Raw genomic sequence first — 24366 nt, 5'->3', positions numbered from 1 at the left:
AGGATGGGGGGATGTAAATGACTATTTTCAAGATTAAAGTACTGGCCAGTGATCGTGTTTTCTACGAAGGCGATGTTGAATCCATTACGCTAACTACTGTGGACGGAGAAATAGGAATACTGGCTAACCATGAGGAGATGGTTATAGGAATAGTTCCTGGGGAGCTGAGAATAACCACTGCAGGTCAGGAAAGGATAGTTGCCGCTTCAGGCTCGGGCTTTGCAAAGGTGCAGAAGGACGTAGTAATAGTACTTGTGAGCAGTGCAGAGCGTCCTGAAGAAATTGACGAGCTGAGAGCTCTAGAGGCCAAGGAGAGAGCATTGGAGAAATTGAAGCACAAGGAAGACCTCAAAGAATTCCATCGCTCCAGGGCTGCCATGGCCAGGGCCTTAAGCCGTTTAGATATAATAAATAAGTATGGAAATAAAAAAATATAAAGATTAATTCTTATAAGAGGTGATAAGCGTTTTTGATTGGAGTCAAATTCGTGATTGTATGAAGAGATTATTTACATCAGAATCTGTTACAGAAGGACATCCTGATAAAATTTGTGATCAAATATCTGACTCGATATTAGACGCTATTATCAGTAAGGACCCAGAAGCAAGGGTAGCCTGCGAAACTGCCGTTACCACTGGTATGGTATTAGTTATGGGAGAAATAACAACAAAGTGTTATGTTGATATACCTAAGGTTGTAAGAGATACCATAAGGAAAATTGGATACGATAGTGCTAAATATGGCTTTGATTGTGATACCTGTGCTGTATTGACTTCTATCGATGAACAGTCTCCAGATATAGCACTAGGTGTTGATAAATCCATAAAAGGGAAAAAAGCTGAAAAGGACATGTTAGAAGCCATTGGTGCCGGTGATCAAGGTATGGTATTTGGCTTCGCCACCAATGAAACAGAGGAATATATGCCCATGGCTATAGATATGGCTCATAAGCTAGCAAGGCGATTAACAGAGGCAAGAAAGAGCGGAGTGTTGGAGTATTTAAGACCTGATGGGAAGACACAGGTTACTGTTGAGTATGAAGATGACAGACCTGTAAGAATAGATACAATAGTAATATCAACTCAGCATGGAGAGGAGGTTCAGCAGGATAAACTTCGTAATGATATAATGAAGGAAGTGGTAAATGCTATAGTTCCAAAGGAACTTATAGATGAGGATACGAAGTTTTATATTAATCCCACAGGAAGATTTGTTGTTGGAGGCCCCCAGGGGGATTCGGGCTTAACAGGACGAAAAATCATAGTAGATACCTATGGTGGTTATGGAAGCCATGGGGGAGGTGCTTTCTCAGGAAAGGATCCTACAAAGGTTGATAGGTCCGGGGCTTATGCTGCAAGGTGGATAGCTAAGAATCTTGTAGCTGCTGGAGTGGCTGATAAGCTTCAGGTGGAGATTGCCTATGCAATTGGTGTATCCAGGCCTGTATCAATTGCTGTAGATACATTTAATACAGAAAAGCTTCCTAATGAAGAGATAATTAAAATTATTAATAGTATATTTGATTTAAGACCTGCTGCAATCATAAGGGACTTGAGATTAAGAAGACCAATTTACCAGGCTACAGCAGCCTACGGACATTTTGGGAGAACAGATGTTAAGTTACCTTGGGAGCAGCTTAATAAGGTAGGAGAAATAAAGGAATATATAAGACAGTTAAATAAAAGTTAGTTATATAAACAATATAAATTTTCCTGCTGGTAGCACATGATGTTACCAGCAGTTTTCTTGATTCATCTGAAGATGTACTGTGTTGTGGTATTCAATGTATTCCTCGATAATTATTACTAATGAATATCTATATGTGTACTGCCTTCTTGCTTAAGAATTCCCATGGAATTCTCTGTTGAGGAGAATTTCTTCGGTTATTTTATATACTATATATTTTGTTGATAGTATTGAGGATATTATTTACAATTATATTATATATAAATATTACTAAGATTAAGGAGAGGCTTTATGGAAACCAATTTGCAATTTAGATATGCCACTGAGGGAGATACAGAGAAAATATTATACTTTATAAAAGAGTTAGCTGCCTACGAAAAAATGTCAGAGGAAGTAGTAGCCACAGAAGAATTGCTGGGGGAATGGATTTTTGAAAAGAAGAAAGCAGAGGTTATTTTTGCTTTAGAGAATGGAAAAGAGATTGGCTTTGCGCTGTTCTTTCATAATTTCTCAACTTTTCTTGGACGAGCAGGTATTTATTTAGAGGATTTATTTATCTTGCCTGAATACCGAGGTAAGGGCTATGGAAAGGCTACTCTAAAGCAATTGGCCAAAATAGCCGTAGAACGTGGATGCGGTCGTCTTGAGTGGTGGTGTCTCAACTGGAACAAGCCAAGCATTGACTTTTATTTATCCCTAGGAGCAGAGCCAATGGAGGATTGGACTGTATATCGCATAACTGGGGATACATTAAAGGATATGGGAGAATAAACTATAGATGTAGTTTACTTTCATTGGAATGGTAATAGATATAAGTAGTTTTTCAAAAAGAGTAGCCTTAGGAGGGTTTGCATGGTACTTTAATAAAAGAATATATAAAGATATGAACAATATTTCGTTCAATAGTAAAGTGTTGATTGATGCGGGAAGGACTATCTCTGAAGAGAGTAGTGAAAAGTAGATTAGAAAAAATATACTCCTAGGTAATACGGGCTTTTTTGAAGTAGAGTGCTAATGAAGCTGTTCTCTTCAAAAGAGCTCTTTTTTTTATGACTCCAGTTTTAATGATAAGTAATAAAAATCAAAAAGTAACAATAAATAATTTGTCGAGTTAATTTTTATCACATTATTGCTTTAAAGCGTTGACAATAAATACTATTTACTCTAAAATTAGCTATAAATTCAAAATAATCTATATATTTTATTAAATAAACACAATTTCAAATTTTTATTTTATATAGAATAAAGGAGGGTAAAAAGTGAGGAGATACAAAGGTTTTATTTGTTTGTTCTTATCTGCAATAATGGTTGTTTCCACCGTTCCTATAGAAGTACTAGCCTTGGGAGCCTGGTTTAGTAGAGTGAATCAGGCTATAGAGCTTGAGGCAACTGAGGAAGAGCTTGTAGAAGAAAAGCGTATTGAGCTCTTAAAGGAAAATAGTGATCCAATGCTTTTGGAGGATTATGACATTCCAGCTCTGACCGATGTGGTAGAGGTAATAGTTACTGTCAAGGGTGATTCCTTGGTTCAGCGTCGTAACAATCTAGGACTTGACTCCATGACCATATCTGACTTTGCTGTCAGCGACACAGGTAAATCAGAAATAGCTGATATTACAGAGTCTCAAGAAGAGGTTAAGGAGGAAATCCAAGACCTGGGTATAGAGGTAGATACAAAATACAGTTATACCACACTACTTAATGGCTTCTCTATGTCCGTTGAATATGGAAAGGTTCCAGAGATCAGCCAGCTGGAGAATGTTGAAAGTGTAGTGCTTTCTATTCTCTATGAGAAGGAGGACAATGTTGACGGTGAAGAGGTCATGGGAGGCGTGGTTAATTCCCTTGCAACCAGTGGCTATGCCAATACTTCTGACTTTCAGGGTGAAGGCACGGTAATAGGTATTCTAGATACAGGTCTTGATTACAACCATGAAGCCTTTGTAAATGGTGTAGAGGATGCGGAATTAACAAAGAATGACCTGAAGAAGATGCTACATACCATTACTCCTGACAATATGATAAGTCTCTATTCCTACGCTTCCTACTGGTATGCTCAGGAAAACTTCGATGGAAGCTTAGATAGTCTCTTAGAACTAGATGATCTTTATGTAAGTGAAAAGGTGCCCTTTGCCTTTGACTATGCTGATGTAGATCCTGATGTTAATCCGAGTCCATCATCAGTAACAAACTACGGCAATGATCATGGTACCCATGTAGCAGGAATAGCTGCCGGTAAGACTATAGCCAGTAATGGTGATGTTACCTTCAGTGGTGTAGCACCAGAGGCTCAGCTAGCTATATTTAAGGTTTTCAGCGATAGCAGCAATGGAGCAACCACAGTGGATATTCTTGCAGCTCTCAGTGATGCAGTTTTATTAGGGGTTGATGCCTTAAACTTGAGCCTTGGATCATCGGGAGGCTTTGGACAAGAGGAAGCAGGCTCTCTATTAGAGGAGATTTACGATTTAGTAGCGGAAAGTGGAATAATTCTTAATATCTCAGCAGGAAACTCCTACAACGCCTATCAAGGAAGCTCCGCAGGGGATTTACCTTTAACTAGCAATCCGGATTCAGGAATAATATCTTCCCCTTCAGCTTATGATATGGCTTTAAGTGTAGCCAGCATCAATGCATCAGCTACCAGCAGCTTTATGGCTGGTGAGGAAGCTATACCCTACAATGATATCAGTGGTCATAAGCTTGTTGATGAGCTTAAGGCAGGCACCTATGAATATGTTATGGTTCCTGGTTATGGCTCACCAGAGGATTATGCCAACATAGATGTTAAGGGGAAAATAGCAGTGGTACAGCGTGGTGGAGGCATCACCTTTAATGATAAGCAAGTTAATGCAGCTAACAACGGCGCTATAGCCTGCTTCATTTATAATAATAGAGATGGCTATCTTCTTAATATGGCTATAGACAATTATATGATACCTACTGCTGCATTATCTTTAGGTGGTGGACAAGCCTTAGGAAAGCTAGAGGATAAGAAGGTTACCATTAATGATGAGGTTCAAGGCTATACTACCATGTCTGACTTCTCATCCTGGGGACCGCTTCCAAGCCTGGAGCTGAAGCCAGAAATTACTGCTCCTGGTGGAGATATATATTCAGCTGTTCCCGGAGGAAGATATGAATATATGAGCGGTACTTCCATGGCATCACCTTATATGGCCGGAGCTAGTGCAATAATGAAGCAATATCTTTCACAGAGATTCCCTACATTATCTTATCAGGATATAGAAACTCTTAGTAACCGGTTATATATGAGTACTGCAGTTCCTTATTTAGATAAGGATGGTGTTACTTATTCCCCAAGAAAGCAGGGGGCTGGAGTAGTAGATATAGATGCAGCTCTTAATTCAAAAGCTTATCTTTATGTAAAGGGTGAAGACAAGCCTAAGGTGGAGCTAGGAGATGATAAAGCTGAAGTAGGTGTTTATGATATCTCCTTCCATGTGGTGAATATGACCTCTAAGGCTATATCTTACGATATATCTACCTTGGTACAGACAGAAACGGCTTCTAAGGATGGCAAAACCACTATGGAAAAGGGGTATCCTTTAAAGAATGCTGATACCAGCAATATTACTGTAGCTGGAAAGGGCTCTCTTAATGGAAATACCTTAACAGTTAGTGGTAATGGTGATGCTGAAGTAACTGTTAAAGTAGTCCTTGGTGAAGAGGATAAAAAGTATATGAGAGATACCTTTGAAAATGGTATCTATGTAGAAGGCTTTGTGAACCTTGATGCATTGAATGAAGAGGATTCCGATTTATCAATACCTTATCTGGGCTTCTTTGGAGACTGGACAGAAGCTCCTTTAATGGATGTAGATGCCTTCAGTGATGAAAGCCCACTTATGTATGCTACGGATATTCTGGGCGTATATGGATTGATGTATGTATTCCCTGCTGGTGCTTATGCCTTTAACCTACCAGAAGGTGCAAAGGTGCCTGAGAGATCTATGGATAAGATAGCTATGGGTTTAGGAATGGGTAACGGACTTAGTAATCTTTATCCCTTAGCGGGAGGACTTTTAAGAGGAGCTAAGAGCGCCCATATAACCATAGCTGATAAGGATACTGATGAAATTTACTTTGAAAAAACTGTAATTAATACAAGAAGGGCTAGATATAATAATGATTCCATACTTCCTGGCTATGTGGGAGATACCTGGCCAACCCTTTTGAACTACTCTGGATTAGACAGTAATACAAGGCTTACCTATAATGTAGATCTTAACCTTGATTATGATGAGCCACAAAATACTAAGGGCGAAACCTCCTACTCCTTTGATTTAAACGTGGATGGAGAAGCGCCATATGTAGTAAATAGAGATAGCCTGCAATTTTATGAGGGCAGCGATGGTAATATGTATCTTGACGTTGTTTTAGAAGATAGTAACTATCTCATGGCAGCAACCCTATACTCTGCTGCTAAAGAATTTAGTTACACCAACCCTAATGGTGCAATAGTACCAGGAAAAAACTACTATGAATATATGACACCTATCTATGATAGTACACCTGATAAAGAGAGCAAGATTACCTTCGATGTTACAGACTTCTATGATAATCTCTTTGAGGGAACCTTCTATATTTTAGCATATGATTATGCTATGAATGAAGGTGTCTATAAGGTGGTGATACCTAAAGTAGCTCCTGAAACTGTAGAGCTCAGTGCTGAAGAGCTTACTATAAAGACTAATGAGGTGGCAAAGCTTACTGCTGCTGTCCTTCCAGAAAACAGCACTAATAAGGGGCTTATATGGTCCTCTTCCGATGAAAGTGTAGTTATGGTGAGGGATGGAGAAATAACAGGTCTAAAGGCTGGTGCTGCTACAATCACGGCTGCAAGTACCGATAGTTCTTCCATTAATGATACTATCACCGTTACAGTGCTAGAGGAGGCTGTATCACCTATAGAGGCTACAGACTTTGAGGTTTACAGCTCAAGCTTAGATGTATTTGTTGATGCTAGCGCAGCAAATCGTATAATGAATTGGAATCCTTACAATGCTACGAATAGAGTAGTTACTTGGTCTAGTAGTAATGAAGCTATAGCTACAGCAGCTGCTGGAACTACTTTATCTTCAGGCTCCCAGGTTCCTGCTGCAATTGTAACTGGTGTTTCTCCTGGAGTAGCTACTATTACTGGTACTACTAATGGAGGAGGGAAAGCTTCCTTCACAGTTACTGTTAAGAAATCCACAGGAAGCTTTGTTATTAATGGCACGACATTGGTAAGTTATACAGGACAGGAAGCTATAGTAAATGTACCAGAGGGTGTAACTGCCATAGCAGATAATGCATTTAATAATAATGACTATATAAAAGTAGTTAACCTACCAGAATCCGTGGAGACAATCGGATATAGAGCCTTTTATGACTGTGATGCTTTAGTTAGTGTGGATCTTCCGGAAACCATGACCTCTATAGGAGAAGGGGCTTTCCAGAATAGTGAAGTGTTAAAGGATATAACATTACCTAATGGATTAACAGAGATAGCTACAAGAACCTTCTATAATTGTAAGTCATTAAACAATGTAACTATACCTGAAACTGTTACTACTATAGGTGCAGAGGCCTTCTATAACTGCCAAAGCTTTACGGAAATCATAATGCCTGATTCAATTACTACCTTAGACCCTGTAGGTGGTCAGTGGCAGATGAATACAAATGTAACTAAGGTTGTTATATCATCTAAGCTCACAGCGCTTCCTCAAAAAACTTTTATGGGGTTATATTCCATAACAGAGCTGCCTGATCTTAAGAATGTAACAGTCCTTGGAGATTCAGCCTTCCATAGTGCATATAGCTTAAAACACCTAGTTATACCAGAAACCGTTGAAAGTATAGGTAATTTAGCCTTTGCCTACTCAAGAAGATTAGTGGATAGAGTAGTGGTAAGTGGTATGGAAACTGTTGAGTTTAAAGGAAGTCCTGCTACCATAGGTAAAGGAGTCTTTACTTACAATGAGCTTTTAACTACGGTAACAGGAAAGCTCACCACAATAGGAGAAGGAATGTTTGAGAGGAATACTTCATTGGTGAATTTTGAAGTTCCTGATGAGGTTACTAAGATTGGTAAAAATGCCTTTAAGAACAGTGCTAATCTAGAAACGATAGTATTCTCTGCTAACTCTAAGTTTGAGGCAGAGCTCGGTGCTATGGAATCTCAGCCCTTTGTTAGTGCTACAAAATTCAAAGGTATAGTAGTTGAGGAAGGAAATGCTAATCTTACCGTTGATGAAAATGGATTTGTTTACAATAAAGATAAGACTTACCTTTTATATGTGCCCCCAACTTTCACTGGAACTGAGGTAGTACTTCCAGAGAGCTTGGAGGTCATAGGAGATGAAGCCTTCTATGCTGTGGCAAAGAATCTTACTAGTGTTACCATCCCTGATTCCGTAACCTATATTGGAGATTATGCCTTCTATGGAGCTGTTAATTTGGTAGAGCTTAAAATACCTAATTCTACAACCTATATTGGAGAAGCTGCCTTCTACAATGCTTCATCCCTAACCACACTAGTGATGGGAAACAGTGTAGAGATTATAGGTAATAATGCCTTCTATGGTTGTGTTAAGCTAAAAGCAGTAGAATTCCCAGCAACATTAAAATCAATAGGCAATGGAGCGTTCCAAAATTGTACTTCATTAACTAGTTTAACCTTCCAGGAGGGATTAATATCCATTGGTAAGGACGCCTTTAGAAACTGTAATAGCGTTACCAGTATTATACTGCCACAGAGCCTTGAAACATTAGGTGATTATGCCTTCGCTGGATGTAAGGTAGCGATAGAGATTAACACTGGTGGGTTAACAGTTATTCCTGCTTATGCCTTCTCTGAAGCTTTAAAGGCTGAGAAAATAACAGTTTCTGATAAGGTTACTGCTATAGGGAATTATGCCTTTAATAGAAGTTCATCCTTGAAGGAATTTGTATGGCCTAGCTCCTTGGAGACTATAGGAAATAACGCATTCTACTTCCCGCATCAGCTTACCTCTCTGGATCTATCAGGAACAAAGGTAAAATCTATTGGTAATAGTGCATTTTATCAGAGCTATAGCATCAATAATCTGGTATTACCAGAAACCTTAGAAACCATAGGAACCCAGGCCTTTGCCTATATGAACTACTATGGTACCAGCAGCAGCTATGGAAATGTAGAGCCTATTAAGGAAGTAGTTATACCTTCCAAGGTAAATACTATTCCTACCAATGCCTTTAACTACACTAGGTATCTAGAAAAAATTACTGTGGATGAGAGTAATGCTGTATATACTAGTACTGTTGAAGGTTTACTAATAGTAAGGGATACCGGTGCAATCCATATCTGGCCATTAGGCAATACTACAACAGAATTTACAATTCCAGATAGCATGACCTCTATACCTAGCAGCATGTTTGCTAATAATAAGAGCTTGAAGAAGATAATTATACCTGGACATGTAACCTCTGTAGGCTCCAGTGCTTTCTCTGGCTCAAATATAGAAACTGTTGTATTTGAAAGAAGCAATAATGGTATAGTTATAGGAAGTATGGCCTTTAGCAATTGTATAAATCTAACTTCAGTAACCCTGCCTAGGGGCTTAACATCAATAGGAAGCAATGCCTTCTCATCAAGTACTGCCTTAGAATCCATTGTGATTCCTGGAACGGTAGTAACAATTGGAGATAATGCCTTTAGAGGAAATACTGCATTAAAGAATGTCACCCTGCAAGAGGGAATAGTTGAGATTATGGGAGGAGCATTCTCTGGTTGCACTGCTTTAGCAGAAATCACCATACCTAAGAGTGTGAGCTATATAGCAACCGAAGTAGCTACAAATCCATTCGCTGGCAGCAGTGCATTACAAAACATTTATGTTACTGATGGAAGCTATAATTATGTAGATATTGATGGAGTTCTCTATGATTATAATGAAAAAACCTTGAGGATATATCCTATGGGAAGAACTGCTGAAGAGTATGTGATTCCAGAGGGAACTACAAGAGTTGGATACAAGAGCTTCTACAATAATAAATATCTAAAGAAGGTTCACTTCCCATCTACTCTTCAGAGAGTTGGAGATCAGGCCTTCTATGGATGTGAAAATCTCAATGACTACATCTTTAATGGAACTTATGCCCCACTTCTTGAGCTTAGCACCTATTTATCTGGACACACAACTCAAATAGGCTATTATGGAACCTTTAAGAATTTCTATTTTGATATAAATAGTGGTAATAATAAAGATTTAGCTCTTAATCTTTATTATCCTGAAGGTGGACAAGGATATGATAGCAGAGTATGGAAGGCATTCTTCTACACTGCAAATGGTAGTGTTACGGAAATGACTGTGGACAACATGCTGGGCTTAGAATCCTTAACAGCAGTTCAGGTGGATAATACCCATAATGTACAAGTTGATTGGTCTACTCCACAGTGGGCTACTAGCTACAAGGTTGAGAGATCCGTTGCTAAGGAAGTAAATACAGATGACCAGCTTACCTACCTCTTTGATGGCTTTGAAGACTTAGGAAATGTAACAGAAAATGGCTATCTCGATGAAAATCTTGTTATAGGATTAACCTATGCTTATCGTGTAACAGCTGTTAAGGGTGAAGATGAAGCTGCTGTATATGGTCCTGAAAAATACGTATTTGTTACTATCAATGGCTTAAATTCTGATGAAGAAGCTGCCTCTACAGTGGTAAAAGCTATAGAAGCTCTTAAGCCTGTAGATGGCTTAACCTCAGAGGATAAGAGCAGAGTAGCAGAAGTAAGGGCTATGTATGATGCACTTACAGATGCTCAGAAGGTGCTTGTAAGTAATCAAGCTGTATTAGTACAGGCTGAGAATCAGGTTGCTGCTAATGGAGTAGTGAATTTAATAGCTGCATTACCTAATCCAATTACCTTAGAGGATGAGGAGGCTATAAAGGCAGTCAGAGCAGCTTATGATGCTCTTACAGAGGAGCAGAAGGCTTTAGTTGAAAACTATAATCTTCTCTTAGAGGCAGAAAAAACTTTTGCAGAGCTAAGGGCTAAGGCAGAGGAAGAAGCTGCATCGGCTGCAAGAGTAGAAGCAGTAAAGAATGCTATCGAAGCTATAGGCGAGGTAACCTTAGAAGATGAGGAAGCTATCAAAGCAACTAGAAATGCCTATGATGCTTTAAGTGAGGATGAAAAAGCTAAGATAGATAACTATAACAAGCTCACTACCGCGGAAGAGACCCTTGCGAAGCTAAAGGCTGAGGCAGAGGAAGAGGCTTCATCTGCTGCAAGAGTTGAAGCAGTAGAAAAGGCCATCGCTGCTATAGGAGAGGTAACCTTAGAGGATGAGGAAGCCATAATGGCTGCTAGAGCTGCCTATAATGCCTTAAGTACCAAGGAAAAAGCTAAGGTAGAAAACTATGACAAGCTTAAAGATTCAGAAAAAGCCTTGAAAAAATTAAAGAAGGGCAAGGATAAAAAGAAGAAGGATAACAAGGAGGAAAATAAGGATAAGAAGAATAAGGATAACAAGGACAAGAATAAGGATAACAAGAATAATAAAGATAAGAACAATGATAACGGTAAAGGGAAGGGAGGAAAAAGAACAAATACATCTATAAGACATATGCTGAATTAAATTTATGTTCATTCTGGACATCCTCTGTGAATCAAGGGATCCTTACATGAATAAATAGAACTATATATTAAGACTGCTTCCTGAAAAATCAGGAGGCAGTCTTTTTCGTGAGCGATGAAATAACAACACACCTCGTACTCCACAGATTTGTGTTGCCAGCTATTATTACCAAGACGTTGTCCTTTGGAGCCTTAGGCGGGTTTGCATAGTACTTTAGTAAAAGAATATATAAGGAGCTATAGATGCTATTCAGAAAGTTCCATAATGCGATATGATAAAAGAAGTTTAAAACGGTTGTTTCCATCACTTATATCAATATCAGTTATCTCTTGTATCTTAGCGATTCGATGAACAACTGTATTTCTATGGGTAAATAGCCGGTTGGCTGTAAGTGTTATGTTTCCACCACATATAAGGTATTCATACAAGGTAGTATAATAGTCCGTTCCGTAAGATTTATCATAATCCTGTATTTTCAGAATACCTGGATGACAGAAGTCCTTTGGGTTTATATCTTTATTTAGATTATTTAACATATCGTGAACATATAAATCATCATAATCGAAAAGAACGGCATCTTTTTTTAGGAGCTTGCCTAGCTTTGACGCCCTTTCTGCTTGTATATAATACTTTCTAATATCGATAATATTTTCAAATCTAATGCTTAATCCAGCTATTAGATTATTTCTTTTCAATATATTTATCAGTGATTTTTTAATTTCTTGCCATTGATTATTACTCTTAGTATTTATAACTAGAATAATATTTTCATTATAATAGGCTGATTTACAGGAGGGTAAATTGACTTCAAATGTCCATCTTAAATAACTAAGAAGCCGTGAATTGGTGCTATTTTCCACAATATTAACAGCAGCCACGAATATGTTCTTATTGACCACTGGAAATAAAGCCTTTGCTCTTTCCTTTGCCATACTCTCATTACCTATTCGCTCTTCAAGGAGGTCAACTATAAGAAACTCGTGCTTAACCCCTGTAAGATTATCGTAGAGTTTGCTTTTTTGCATTTCAGAGGCTATCACGTCGCAAAGAAGTTCAGTTATTTGAACATCTTCCGTTTTAAGCTTTCTATTATTTTCTAAAACGCCTATATAGCCAATAATATTATCATTTATCTTTATCTTTCCAACAATTCTTTTCAAGTTGTTAGGAGTCCTAGGAGTTATTAGAACGGGCTGTGGGTTATTAATAACTTGATTTACAAAGCCTTCATGAACATATGGAGTTAAGTTCTTATCATTTCCATAGCCAAGAGAGGATAGGTCATTCCAAAAGGTATCATCTATAGCTGTATTGATTGATGAAGCTAAAAGTTTAGAGGAGGCATCTACTAAAAATACTGGATTACCAAGGATTTCTGAACCAACCTGTACTATATAATCGAGCCCCTTTCCTTTTATCAAAGAATTTAGCAGTTCAGCAGAGCTGTCCACAATCTTTCTATTAGAATGAAAGATATTTAATATCATATCAAACAGCTTAAATATATTTGTTTCGTAAGGAAATAATGCTATATCAGCCTGTTCTGGTAGTAGAGATAAGTTGCAGTCTTTTATAAGGATTAGTCCAATATCCTTAAGAGTAGGTACTCTTTCAGATATCATAGATAAATATCCTAAGTAAAGGACATTTTTTTCAATAGCTAATTCTTTATCATAAAGTAATCTCACTTCCTTATATGACAAATTGCCAAGTCTACTTCTAGATACTTCAATTTCGTATTCAGTGAGCTTTGATAGGAGAATGTCAAAGTTTACTGCCATTAAAATCACCTCAAGTCTATTATAGTATAAAAATACCAAATCAGCAGAGAAATATTGTATTTTATAGCAGTGATTCCTTAATTTGTATTTGTTACAATATAATTGTTAATTTATTAACTAACGAAGTACTGTAAGGAACTCCAAAGTTAATTATTCAATAATAATAAAAATAAAAATGAGGGGGAGAGGGTATTGAAGTATAAAAATTTATTTGAACCAATTATATTAAGAGGGCTACAGCTAAAAAACAGAGTTGTTTTTCCAGCGATGGGAAGTGGGTTTCTTAAGAATGGACATGTTACAGATAGCTTCATTGATTATCATGTTGCTAGGGCTTTAGGAGGTAATGGTTTAAATATCACTGAAGCAGCAGCTGTTCACGGTCCATCTGCACCTAGAGATTTTTTGATGCGTATTTGTGACGATGAGTGTAATCCTGGATTAAAGAGATTTACAGATGCAATTCATAATGCTGGTGGAAAGGCTTGTGTTCAATTATGGCAGGGTGGAGTAGCTGCTGTTTCAGGAGATCCAGAGGCTATGTGTATTGTTCCTAGCGATACAAATTTAGGAGGTATGATATGTCCAGGCGCAACGGTAGAGACTATTCAAGAGGTAGTAGAAGCCTTTGGAGAGGCTGCTAAGCGTGCTGTAGAAACTGGTTTTGACTGTGTAGAATATCATGCTGCTCATGGATATTCACCTCATTCCTTCTTAAGTGCTGCTATTAATAAAAGAACTGATGAATATGGTGGATCATTAGAAAACCGTGCTAGATATTCTTTGGAATGCATTAAAGAAATTCGTAAAAATATACCTGATGATATGCCTCTGCTTATGAGAATCGTAGCCCAGGATGATTATTTGGAAAATGGTCTTACAATAGAGGATATAATAGAGTTCTGCAAAATGGCTAAAAAAGCTGGAGTAGATGTTCTGGATGTTTCTAGAGGTAATGCACATAGTGCTGGCATAAAGTATGAGGTTCCAGCCATAGATATTCCGAGAAGCTTCAATGTAGATAATGCAGCTAGAATAAAGAAGGAGACAGGAATGACTACCATTGCTGTGGGAAGAATTAATTCTCCAGAACAGGCAGAAGAGATTATTTCATCTGGAAAGGTAGATATGGTTGTTATGGGTAGAGCCCAGATAGCTGACCCAGAATTCTGCAAAAAGGCTTATAGTGGTGATGAGGATAAGATTATCCGTTGTATTGCATGTAATCAAGGCTGTGTTGACCGCTTTATGGCTCCAGGAAATTTGTCTCTAAGTTGTTTAAGGAATCCTGCTGTTGGAAGAGAAAAAGAATATGCACTTAAAGAAACAGCGGAGCCGAAGAAAGTTTTGATTGCTGGTGGGGGAATGGCTGGATTAGAAGCAGCAATAACCTTGAAGCAAAGAGGACACATGCCCACTATTCTGGAGGAATCTGATCATTTAGGTGGACAATTCTTATTGGCAGGCTTAGCTCCTAGAAAAGAAGAAATGAAAGAGGCAGCTATTTCAAGAGGAGCTCAGGCTCAAAGCCTGGGAATTGATATAAATATAAATACCAAAGTTACAACTTCTCTCATTGAAGAATATAATCCTGACGCAGTGATAATTTCCACAGGTGGTAAACCTGCAAAGCTGAATGTACCGGGAAAAGATCTTCCTCATGTGCTTCATTCCTTTGATGTAATGGAAGAAAAAGAAACAGCTAAAGGAAATATAGTTGTAATTGGTGGAGGTCTAGTGGGATTAGAAGTAGCAGAATATCTCTCAGAAAAGGATGGAAGCAATAAAATCACAGTATTGGAAATGATGGATGCGGTTGGTAAGGACCTGGGAGTGTTCCGTAAAATATGCGTTATGGAAAACCTATATATGAAAGGAATCCAGACCATTGTGAATACAAAATGCATGGAAATAAAAGAAACATCCGTCATAGTCGAGAGAGATGGAGAGGTTCAGGAGCTTCCTTGCGACTATGTAGTAATAGCTATTGGTTCTGCTTCTAATGATTATGAGGAGCTAAAGAGCTACTGTGAGGGTAAGAAAATTCCTTACTATGTAATTGGAGATGCTTTAAAACCAAGGAGAGCCATTGATGCAATTGCGGAGGCGGCTGAAATAGCTAGAGCGATATAAATATTATAGTGAACTTGTAATTAAAACAACGATTTTTAATTGTATTGGTGTTTATAAATTATTAATAATGATAATTGAAAAACCGTGGATACCTCCGCGGTTTTTTTAATTATTTATTACAATAGAGGTTTTAGAAGAAAAGTTATGATTAATAATTTTTATGTAAAAAAATTACAATGCTGTATTGACAAAATAATAACAAAGATATATAGTTAAACTAACATAGGTTAGTTTAACCTATATTGGTTTGTTCTATAACAAACTAGTTAAATAGTGGTAAAAATAATGGGGGGTATAAAATGGAATTGAAAAATGTTTTATCGGAAGGTAAGTTTGGAACGTTAACTTTAAAGAATAGGTTCATAATGCCGGCAATGGGAACCCATATGTCTGATGAACAGGGATTTATTACTCAGGGATTGATAGACTATCATGTGGAGAGAGCAAAGGGAGGCATGGCTTTAAATATCACAGAGTTTTCTTCAGTACATCCTACAACAGCAGAAGCACATCTTCCAGGAGCTTATGATGATAAGTATATACCTGGTTTAAAGAAGCTAGTGGATGCTGTCCATGAAGTTGGTGGAAAGATATGCTTGCAGATCTGGCATGCGGGTAGACAGACAAGCAGCAGAATTACTGGTAGACCAATTATAGGAGCTTCTCCTATACCTCATGTTGTATATAGGGAAATGCCTTTGGAGATGACTAAAGAACAGATTAAAGAGATAGTAGAAGCCTATGGAGATGCAGCGGTTAGGGCAAAAAAGGCTGGCTTTGATGCTGTAGAGCTCCATGGTGCTCATGGATATTTACTGAACCAATTTATGAGCGCTTATTCTAACAAGAGGACTGATGAATATGGTGGTAGTCTTGAAAATAGAACGCGCTTTGCCGTAGAAGTTGTTAAAAATATAAAAGAGAAGGTAGGAAAAGATTTTCCTTTATCCTATAGAATTACTGCTAATGAATATGTTCCTGAAGGATTAACAATTGAAGATACGGTGATTGCAGCGAAGCTACTGGAGGAGGCTGGGATTGATGTTATCCATGTATCCAATGGTCTCTTTGAGCGCCTTCAGTATACAATTGCTCCAATTGATGTACCAGTAGGCTTTAATGTGCCTAATGCTGAAGCAATAAAGAAGGCTGTAATTATACCTGTTATAGCAGTAGGAAGAATTAATGATCCTGTTTATGCTGATAAGCTCGTTGAAGAAGGAAAATGTGATTTTGTTGCCTTAGGAAGAGCAAGTCTTGCGGATCCTGAATTTGTAAATAAAACTATAGAAGGAAGAATAGACGATATAATAAAATGTATCGGTTGTAATCAAGGCTGTGTGGGTGGACAGTGCCCTGATAAGGATCATGTGGGACCTGCCTGCTTAAGAAATCCTTCTACCGGAAGAGAAAGTGAATATGAAATTAAACCTGCTGAGGTTAAGAAGAAGGTTCTAGTTATAGGTGGAGGTGCAGCAGGACTAGAGGCTGCCACTACATTAAAACGAAGAGGTCATGAGGTTGTACTTTGTGAAAAGAATAGCAGTTTAGGAGGACAATTCTATTTGGCTGGTAAAGCTCCAACTAAGGGTGAGATGTCAGAGGCTGCCCTTCAAATGGGACGACTTGCAGAAAGAGCTGGAGTTGATATCAGATTAAATACTGAGGTGACAAGAGAGCTTATTCTGGGGATTAATCCTGATGAAGTGGTTATAGCCAGCGGCTCTAAACCTGTAATACCTCCTATACCTGGCCATAATAAAGAAAATGTGGTTACAGCTCATGAGATTTTAAGTGGAAACGCTACAGCTGAGAATACCGTAGCAATCATAGGAGGAGGATTAGTAGGGGTAGAAACTGCAGAACTCCTAACCTCTCAAGGCAAAGAAGTAATAATAGTAGAGATGCTTGATCAGGTTGCTAAAGAGCTAGTTCACCTTCGTAAGATATTTGCTTTAGAGTTTATTAATAAGCATAATATTAAGACCTATACTGATTCTAAATGTGTTGAGATAAAAGAAAACAGCATAGTTATAGAAAAGGATGCTGTTAATGAAGAGATTAAAGGAATTGGAACAGTTGTTATGGCTGTAGGCTCTAGAGCTGACAACACAATGGTGGAAATATTGAAGGATATGAATTATCCTTACCATGTTATAGGAGATGCTCTCCAGGCTAGAAAGGCAATCAATGCTATTTGGGAAGCTGCAGCTATAGGAAGAGCAATATAATTTAAGGGACATCCACATGACCTGTAGGCTTCTACAGGTCTTTTTTTTCAGAATTATTTATGTTAATATTTTATTTGAAAAATATATGCACTTATATTAAATGTAACGAAAAAATTCAGTTAAATAAATGATATTCTAGGGGGCTTCAATTTGTATATTGATATATTAATTCTTTCACAGCTGATACATGGTCCTAAGCATGGTTATAAAATTAAAAAGAATGTTGCCTTTGTTTTGGGAGAATCCTATAAGCTAAATAATAATACCCTATATCCACGATTGAAAAAATTTGAGGAGATGGGAGCAGTAGTTAAGGAAGTTGAAATTCAGGAAGGAAGTCCTAATAGATTTTTATACAGCATCACTGATAAAGGAAAAGAGATATTTCAAAGGTTGCTTCAGGATGTTAACGAAGACACCGGGGCAAATAATAACGAATTCCACAATAAGCTAGCCTTCTTCAGCCTACTTACTGAAGAGAATAGAGAAAAGCTATTAACTTCTAGAATTAAGTATTTAGAAAAGCAGTTGGACTTTATGGATAAGATGATTCAAGTGGTAAGAGAAGAGGACTATATGCCCTTTTCTAAGCAGTTATACATATATACTAAAGGAATGCTCACAAATGAAATTATGCTAGTTAAAAGTCTTAGAACTTTTGAGTCAGAGTAGATTGTGTGTGGTTAATAATAAAATATAGTTGATTAATTAAGCTAAATATAGGATATCAGCAGGCTAAAAAAAGAAGCCTGCTGATTTTTTTATGATAGGTCTTCTTAGAGACGTATGATTAGCTATGTATAATTGATAATATTGTCGTAATTGTGTATAATTTATGTATATTTATTATATTGTAAACAATTATATAATATATTGTTTAAAATAAAAATTATTTTATGCGGTTTGATGATGTTTAATGACGATTGAGTTGAAGTTTGGATGTATTACATAGGGGGGATTTTATGAGTAAGTATTCAAAAATGAAGCTACTCTATATCATGGCTATAGTTATATTGATGGGGTGTTTTACCACTGAAGCTTCATATGCTTTAGAAGATAAGGCTATCAAAAAGGTTGTAAGCATTGTATATGATGATTCAGGAAGTATGAAGCAAAATGAGAATTGGGCTTATGCAAGCTATGCTCTTCAAAATTTAACAGGTCTACTTTCGGCCTCTGATGAAATTAATGTAGTAAAAATGAGTGATGAGAGCCATAACACCACGCTTAACCTAGGGACGGAAAGTGATGTAAAAAAAGAGATTAAAAACATAAGTAAGTGGAAAAGTGAAGGTATGACTACTCCCTTCGAAGCTGTAGAAACGGCTGCTAACTGGCTTAAACAGAAAAAACAGGATTACAGTGATGCTCCGGAGGTAGAGTACTGGTTAGTAGTAATTACCGATGGTGAATTTGAAACGGGAAAGCCTAAGGATTTAAGCAAATATCTTTCAGATTTGAAAGGGGATATGGGAGAGAGTAAGTATGAAAGTATCTTTGTAGGAATTGGAAAAAATATTCCTCAAGACGTTATACGAAGTTGGCAAGAGGTTGCAGGTAACTATTATATTTCAGCATCTAATAAAGAAGGAATAGTAACTGCCATGTCAAAGGTAGCTGGACTCATATCGGGAAGAGGTATGGAGGGGGAAAGTGTTAAATTAACAAAGTCCCCTGATGGAAAGAGTGTTACCGTAACATCTAACTTCCCCTTAAGGAAGCTTATAGTTTATCAGCAGGAGCAGAGTGTAGATATAAAATCCGTAGCTTATGATGGGGGGAATTTAGATGCTTACTCTGATTTTATTACAAGTAATCCGGGATCAGATAAATTACAGTCTAGAATAATTCATTATGGAGCAAATAATTATGATTATATACCTGCTGGGGATATAGTGATTACTTTTAAGGATAATATAGATTTAAAAGCTGACAAATTCAAGGTTCTAGTGGATGCTGCTGTAGAAGTTAAGCTCAGTATATTGGACGGAAATGGTAGAGTTCTAGAAGGTAATAATATAGATGATATTGTTGAGGGTGACATGATTACCTACGCTGCGGAGATTATAAACAGCATAGATAAAACACCAGTTGATATTTCTCACTGGAAGGATAAGGTGTCAGGAACCCTTGTAATTAATAATGAGTATTCTCAAATGACTTATGATCAGGAAGACAATAAGCTTTATGGAGACTTCACTATACAAAGAGGTAGTAATGTTGCTTATGCTATAGTATCTCTTCCAGGCTTCTTCAGAGTTAAATCAGAGGTTATTAATTTATATCCTATAGAAGTAATAACTGATGCTAAACCAGTGTTTACTGAGATAAAGGTGGAGGTGCCTTATATCTATTCTGATGAATATCAGCTGGCTGAAACATTAGAATATAGCATTGTTGGTGGAGATATAAATGGAAGTATAATGATGAAAATATCTAATATGCCTAAAGGAATTGCTGTTTCTGTAAATGACATAGTACTTACTGAGGATGGGGAGATAACATTAAGAGCATACAGTGGAAGAGGCATTCCTATTAAGATTTTAAGAAATATTGAGTACAAAGAGGATAAGGAATTACCTCTGACCTTTGAAGTAACCAGCGAGCAGTATGTGCTTAATTGGGCAGAAGGAGTTAAGCCACAGATAACCCTTGTACCTGTAGAGAGAGAGATTACATTAAATGAAGAGAAAATTAGTGAGGATAGCTTTAAGGTTACAGAGCTTTCAGGAAAAGAAATTTATAGAATAACACCATATATTAAAGATATTCCTATGACCTATGAGGAGCTGAAGGAATGTGAAATTTTCTTTACCTCCAATAAAGATATGAAATATACCTATGAGCTAGATAATAGCGGTTCTACACCGGAGATAGTTGTGTATGGAGAAGACTCTCTAGTGTTTTTAGCTCCTACTGGTGAAATTAATTCTTCAATAACCTTGAAGACTGCTTTTGGAGAGGAGTACAGTCAAGAGCTTACCACCTACACAGTTAAGGATTCACTGATAAAATGGGTTATTCCACTGGTAATTCTCTTAGTAATAGTATTACTCATAGGCTATATACCTGGAATAAAAAAGAGATTTGATAGGAAAAATTATTCCTTTGAGGTGGCCTATGACTCTGAGATTTATGAAAGCTATGGGATAAACATTGATACAGTTTCAAGATTTATACCCTATATCCCTCAAAAGGGAAATGTAGCCAGTCTGAGTTTTAAGGCTACGGGAAATAAAAATATTGTAGCTATTGATTATAAGGACTTATCAGGCTATGAGCATATAAAATTAGAGGATGAGGCTATAAATGAAAACTTTAAGCTTAGTACTGACCAAAAGCTGACACTGTTCAGTGAAGGACAGAAGGAAAGCTACATATATAAATGTACAAAATATTCTTCAGGAAACATTGAGGAGGATGATTTTTTAACTGATGACTTCTCTTTTAATGGAGAAGAAGCTCAGGAGCAGGGCTCAGAAGATGACAATCTATTTAACTTTTGAAAGGATGATATATAGATGGAATACAAAAATGTGCCGACGCTGCTTATAGGATTAGGCGGCATAGGGTCTACAATTGTAAATGATGTGTATGGAAAGCTTAAGGCTGATGGCAGGGACAAAAATGTTCAGGCAATTGTCTTTGATACGGATATTAATTCACAAAAAATGATGACTAATATAGATCCAGCCTACAGAATTCAAACAAGCACTGATAGAACAGTTAATTATGCTCTTCAGATGGATCCAGAAGCAAAATCCTGGTTCCCTTATCATAGGCTTATTGGTACTATGCATATGCTTGATGGTGCAGGTCAGATCAGAGCTATCTCTAGATTGGCCTTAAGATCTGCTATGGATCAAGGAGCTCTAAAGCCTATAGAAGAAGCTAGAAATAAAATATTTAAGCTTGGTAATGATACGGATACAAAAGGGCTTAGAGTTATGATTGTTACCTCCATGATGGGGGGGACAGGTTCTGGTATGTTCCTTCAGATACCTCTTTATATAAGAGAGGTTATTCAGAGTCAGTTTGCCATGGAAAGAGTTGAAATACAAGGAACCTTTATACTACCAGATGTAATGATGGGGGTAGTTACTAACAAAGAAATAAGTAATATATATGCCAATGCCTACGCCTCCATGAAGGAGCTCAGTGCCATAATAATGTCACTGGCAGGTGATGGTTCTAGCATTGACTTAGAATATAAGCCTGAGCAGATGGATAAGCAAGGCTTTAGAGATATAACTGTAAAGGACCTGCCTTATGATTATTGTTATATTTATGATAAGGAGGACAGCAAGGGGAAAGTATTGTCCAGCTTTAATGATTACATAAGGATGATTGAAAATAATATTTATCTTCAGCTCTTTGGACCTATATCTGATAAAGTTTTCTCACATTATATAAATGAAATGAGGTCAACGGTGAGCAGAAATGGTAGAAATACCTTTGGAGGTGTAGGAACAGCAACCCTTACCTATCCATATGAGGATATAGTAGACTATTGTACTAATCGTTTAGTCTTAGAGAGCTTAGATAATCAGCTTTTAAAGATAGATAACATCTTCCTTAATGAAAGAGCCAAGTATAAGGCTAATGAAGACAAGGGTATCTATACTGCTGAGCCTGAATTAGAGGATATATACATAAGGAAGTTTGAAGAGCTGGCAGAAAATGAGCCCTTCTTTAAAAGAATTAAAGGAGATTTATACGAGATAGATGAATATGGTAAAGAAAAAGGAAGCAATATAGAGGCAATAAAAAAGAAGCTTAAGGATGAGATTAAGAAATTTATCTTAGAGGATAAAGAGCTTAATGAAATAAAGAGTAAGTGTTTATTGCCAGGTTCTTTTTCAAATACTGCAGATGGTTCCTTGGCTCCATTAATAAAAGCTAAAGAAAATAGCTTAGTTGCCTATAGAAATGAAATTGAAGGTAAGAGTGCTACAAAGGGATTATCCTGGGCAGGAACTCTCTTAGGTATCCATGATGAGAACAATAAAGGTATACTAGATGAATTTATTAAAAAGGACGACCAGTATATTAATTCTGTGGGAATCAGATATTTCTTATATAAGCTTCATTATGAGCTGAAGAAGGAAAAGGAGCAATTAATAGATAGAAATAAAAAACAGAAAATGAACCTGAAGACTGCAGAAGAGTCATGCTTTGAGCCTGTTAAGGGCTCTAGCTCTAGAGTTAGTGCCAGCAAAAAGGTTGATGAGGCAATAAAAAATAAGGGAATTATTGGAAGGAAGCTAAAGAAGTTCAAGGAAGAATATGAGAACAAGCATCTTAAGCATTTGAAGCTTCTTAACAGCTATTCAGAGGATTATTTCTCAGAAGCTTTTTATACTAGCCTAGTAGAGAACTTAGAAAAGCTGCTAAGAGAATATGAAAACATGTTTGGAAGGCTTGGAGAATTAAAATTTGATGTTTCAAAGAATTGTGATGCTCTTTATAAAAAACATGAAGATACTACTGGAACTAATGAAATGTTTGTTTTAGGAAGTCAAAGGTTTAAGAATCAGATGTGGGATAAGATCCCTGAGGTTACAAAGACCAATGCTTTATCAGGGGCTTTATCAGAAAATATATATTCAGCTCTCTTTAGAAACTTTAGAATGAAGTTAAATAGCAGTGACTCTATTGTCAGTGGCTATGATAGCTTATTTAATACCTATATTGTACCTATATGTCGAGAGAAGCTCATTGAAGACTGCAGGGATATACTAGATATGAATATTATGGATGCTCTTATAAAGGAAGCGGAATACTATAATCCACAAGGGTCTAAGGAGGATTATATCAGAGAAAAGCTAAGCAGCTTGCCTAAAATAGCTAATCCATGGGCACCTGAGACAACTGAGAGCAGTGATTATAATATCTGGGGCTTCAGTGAAGATTGTAGAGCAGTTTATGATGATCCTCAAGGAAAAAGCTCTTTGGAGAGATTAATAGAGCAAGCCAATGCTGGCAAGCTAAATATTTCAATTGTTGAGGACAAGCTCCTTCCAAGGAATGAGATAGTCTTTGTTGTAATCAGATATGGTCTCATGGTAAATGATTTTGCTAAATTTTCTTCTGGTAAGAAAGAAGAGTACATAGATAAGGAGCAGGGAGCTTACTTTAAAGCCTACCATGAGCTAATAGCTAAAATACCAGAGGATGGTGCTAGCTTTAATCCAAAAGGAACAGCTATAACTCCACATATTGATAAGCTCTGGCATCAAACCCTTAGAGATATAAACGATGATGAGTATAAGAAGGATCTTTTAGACGCTTCGAAAGCCTTTATTATAGGTTTGGCTGAAGAAATGTTTAAGGTGGTTTTAGTGAATGAAACTACTGGTGAAAGAAGATTTTTCCAGAAGCTCGATGGAACACCAAAAAATATAGCCCTTAATGGAGCCAATATTGATGATAAGGTAAAAAATCTATATGAAGCCTTAAGCTCAAACAGAAGCATGGTAAAGCAAATAGTTTCTAAGTTTGAGGCGAGCTGCCAGGATCTTAAGTCAAAAATCAATGGTGATAAAGATATCTTTGAAGTTCAGGATGTGAAGAATCTGCTTAATCTTAAGGTTAGTAGCTATGATATGGGAGATACTATCCTCGATGTGTTTATTAACCTTTATAAGGAAACTCCAAAATCTGAGGATGGATCTATGGATGATAAGTTCCTATACCTTTATGATGCTCTTCACAATATAATAGAAGCTTTTGCTAGAATATGTAGCTTTGGACAAGGCGAAACAGTGGAAAAGATGAAAATAAAGGAGCTGTATACACGGCTTATAAATGAATCTGCATGGACAGAGAAAATTAACAAGGAAAGTATAGAATATCATAACACCATAGGACTAATTGAGGGAAGGATGAAAAATTTATAATGTT

General features: G+C 37.1%; 11 protein-coding genes. 10 read left to right on the top strand and 1 reads right to left on the bottom strand.

Annotated features, from left to right (window positions below):
- Positions 1-17 precede the first annotated feature (17 nt).
- The 5 genes from atpC (at position 18) to ACPWSR_RS02150 (ending at position 11318) form a co-directional block, all read left to right on the top strand.
- The gene (gene atpC / locus ACPWSR_RS02170; RefSeq protein WP_426350058.1) at positions 18-437 is read left to right on the top strand and encodes an ATP synthase F1 subunit epsilon; all 420 of its coding nucleotides are present in this window, start codon (positions 18-20) and stop codon (positions 435-437) included.
- A gap of 58 nt (positions 438-495) precedes the next feature.
- A complete protein-coding gene (gene metK, locus ACPWSR_RS02165; RefSeq protein WP_426350057.1) occupies positions 496-1689 on the top strand; it encodes a methionine adenosyltransferase in 1194 nt (397 codons plus the stop codon).
- 288 nt (positions 1690-1977) lie between these two features.
- The gene (locus ACPWSR_RS02160) at positions 1978-2457 is read left to right on the top strand and encodes a GNAT family N-acetyltransferase (protein WP_426350056.1); all 480 of its coding nucleotides are present in this window, start codon (positions 1978-1980) and stop codon (positions 2455-2457) included.
- 28 nt (positions 2458-2485) lie between these two features.
- Positions 2486-2647, top strand: a complete 162-nt coding sequence (locus tag ACPWSR_RS02155) for a hypothetical protein (RefSeq protein ID WP_426350055.1) — start codon at positions 2486-2488, stop codon at positions 2645-2647.
- Positions 2648-2945: 298 nt separating this feature from the next.
- A complete protein-coding gene (locus ACPWSR_RS02150) occupies positions 2946-11318 on the top strand; it encodes a leucine-rich repeat protein (protein ID WP_426350054.1) in 8373 nt (2790 codons plus the stop codon).
- Between the two features lie 245 nt (positions 11319-11563).
- On the opposite strand, the gene ACPWSR_RS02145 is transcribed toward ACPWSR_RS02150, so the two are convergent.
- Positions 11564-13099, bottom strand: a complete 1536-nt coding sequence (locus ACPWSR_RS02145; RefSeq protein ID WP_426350053.1) for a PucR family transcriptional regulator — start codon at positions 13097-13099, stop codon at positions 11564-11566.
- A gap of 192 nt (positions 13100-13291) precedes the next feature.
- On the opposite strand from ACPWSR_RS02145, the gene ACPWSR_RS02140 reads away from it, so the two are divergent.
- From ACPWSR_RS02140 to ACPWSR_RS02120, 5 genes are all read left to right on the top strand, one after another.
- Positions 13292-15232 (top strand): FAD-dependent oxidoreductase, encoded by a 1941-nt coding sequence (locus ACPWSR_RS02140; RefSeq protein WP_426350052.1) that lies wholly within the window; start codon positions 13292-13294, stop codon positions 15230-15232.
- A 299-nt stretch (positions 15233-15531) separates the two neighbouring features.
- Positions 15532-17463: an FAD-dependent oxidoreductase gene (locus tag ACPWSR_RS02135; protein WP_426350051.1), complete on the top strand. Its 1932-nt coding sequence runs from the start codon at positions 15532-15534 to the stop codon at positions 17461-17463.
- 150 nt (positions 17464-17613) lie between these two features.
- Complete coding sequence (locus ACPWSR_RS02130; protein ID WP_426350050.1) at positions 17614-18135, top strand: PadR family transcriptional regulator; 522 nt, start codon at positions 17614-17616, stop codon at positions 18133-18135.
- Between the two features lie 290 nt (positions 18136-18425).
- Positions 18426-20969 carry a vWA domain-containing protein gene (locus tag ACPWSR_RS02125; RefSeq protein WP_426350049.1) on the top strand — a complete coding sequence of 848 codons (2544 nt, stop codon included), beginning with the start codon at positions 18426-18428 and terminating at the stop codon, positions 20967-20969.
- 15 nt (positions 20970-20984) lie between these two features.
- Positions 20985-24362: a tubulin-like doman-containing protein gene (locus ACPWSR_RS02120; RefSeq protein ID WP_426350048.1), complete on the top strand. Its 3378-nt coding sequence runs from the start codon at positions 20985-20987 to the stop codon at positions 24360-24362.
- Positions 24363-24366: the final 4 nt, after the last annotated feature.

The organism is Alloiococcus sp. CFN-8 (genome assembly GCF_049943125.1).
Classification (GTDB): Bacteria; Bacillota; Clostridia; order Clostridiales; family Clostridiaceae; genus JAEXZL01.
The sequence above is the reverse complement of the archived record's forward strand: the minus strand, read 5'-3'. Positions and strand labels throughout refer to the sequence as shown.

Excerpts from the sequence above, each read along its gene's own strand:
- atpC (WP_426350058.1), top strand. The coding sequence starts at position 18 with ATGACTATTTTCAAGATTAAAGTACTGGCCAGTGATCGTGTTTTCTAC.
- metK (WP_426350057.1), top strand. The coding sequence starts at position 496 with ATGAAGAGATTATTTACATCAGAATCTGTTACAGAAGGACATCCTGAT.
- ACPWSR_RS02160 (WP_426350056.1), top strand. The coding sequence starts at position 1,978 with ATGGAAACCAATTTGCAATTTAGATATGCCACTGAGGGAGATACAGAG.
- ACPWSR_RS02155 (WP_426350055.1), top strand. The coding sequence starts at position 2,486 with ATGGTAATAGATATAAGTAGTTTTTCAAAAAGAGTAGCCTTAGGAGGG.
- ACPWSR_RS02145 (WP_426350053.1), bottom strand. The coding sequence starts at position 13,099 with ATGGCAGTAAACTTTGACATTCTCCTATCAAAGCTCACTGAATACGAA.
- ACPWSR_RS02135 (WP_426350051.1), top strand. The coding sequence starts at position 15,532 with ATGGAATTGAAAAATGTTTTATCGGAAGGTAAGTTTGGAACGTTAACT.
- ACPWSR_RS02125 (WP_426350049.1), top strand. The coding sequence starts at position 18,426 with ATGAGTAAGTATTCAAAAATGAAGCTACTCTATATCATGGCTATAGTT.
- ACPWSR_RS02120 (WP_426350048.1), top strand. The coding sequence starts at position 20,985 with ATGGAATACAAAAATGTGCCGACGCTGCTTATAGGATTAGGCGGCATA.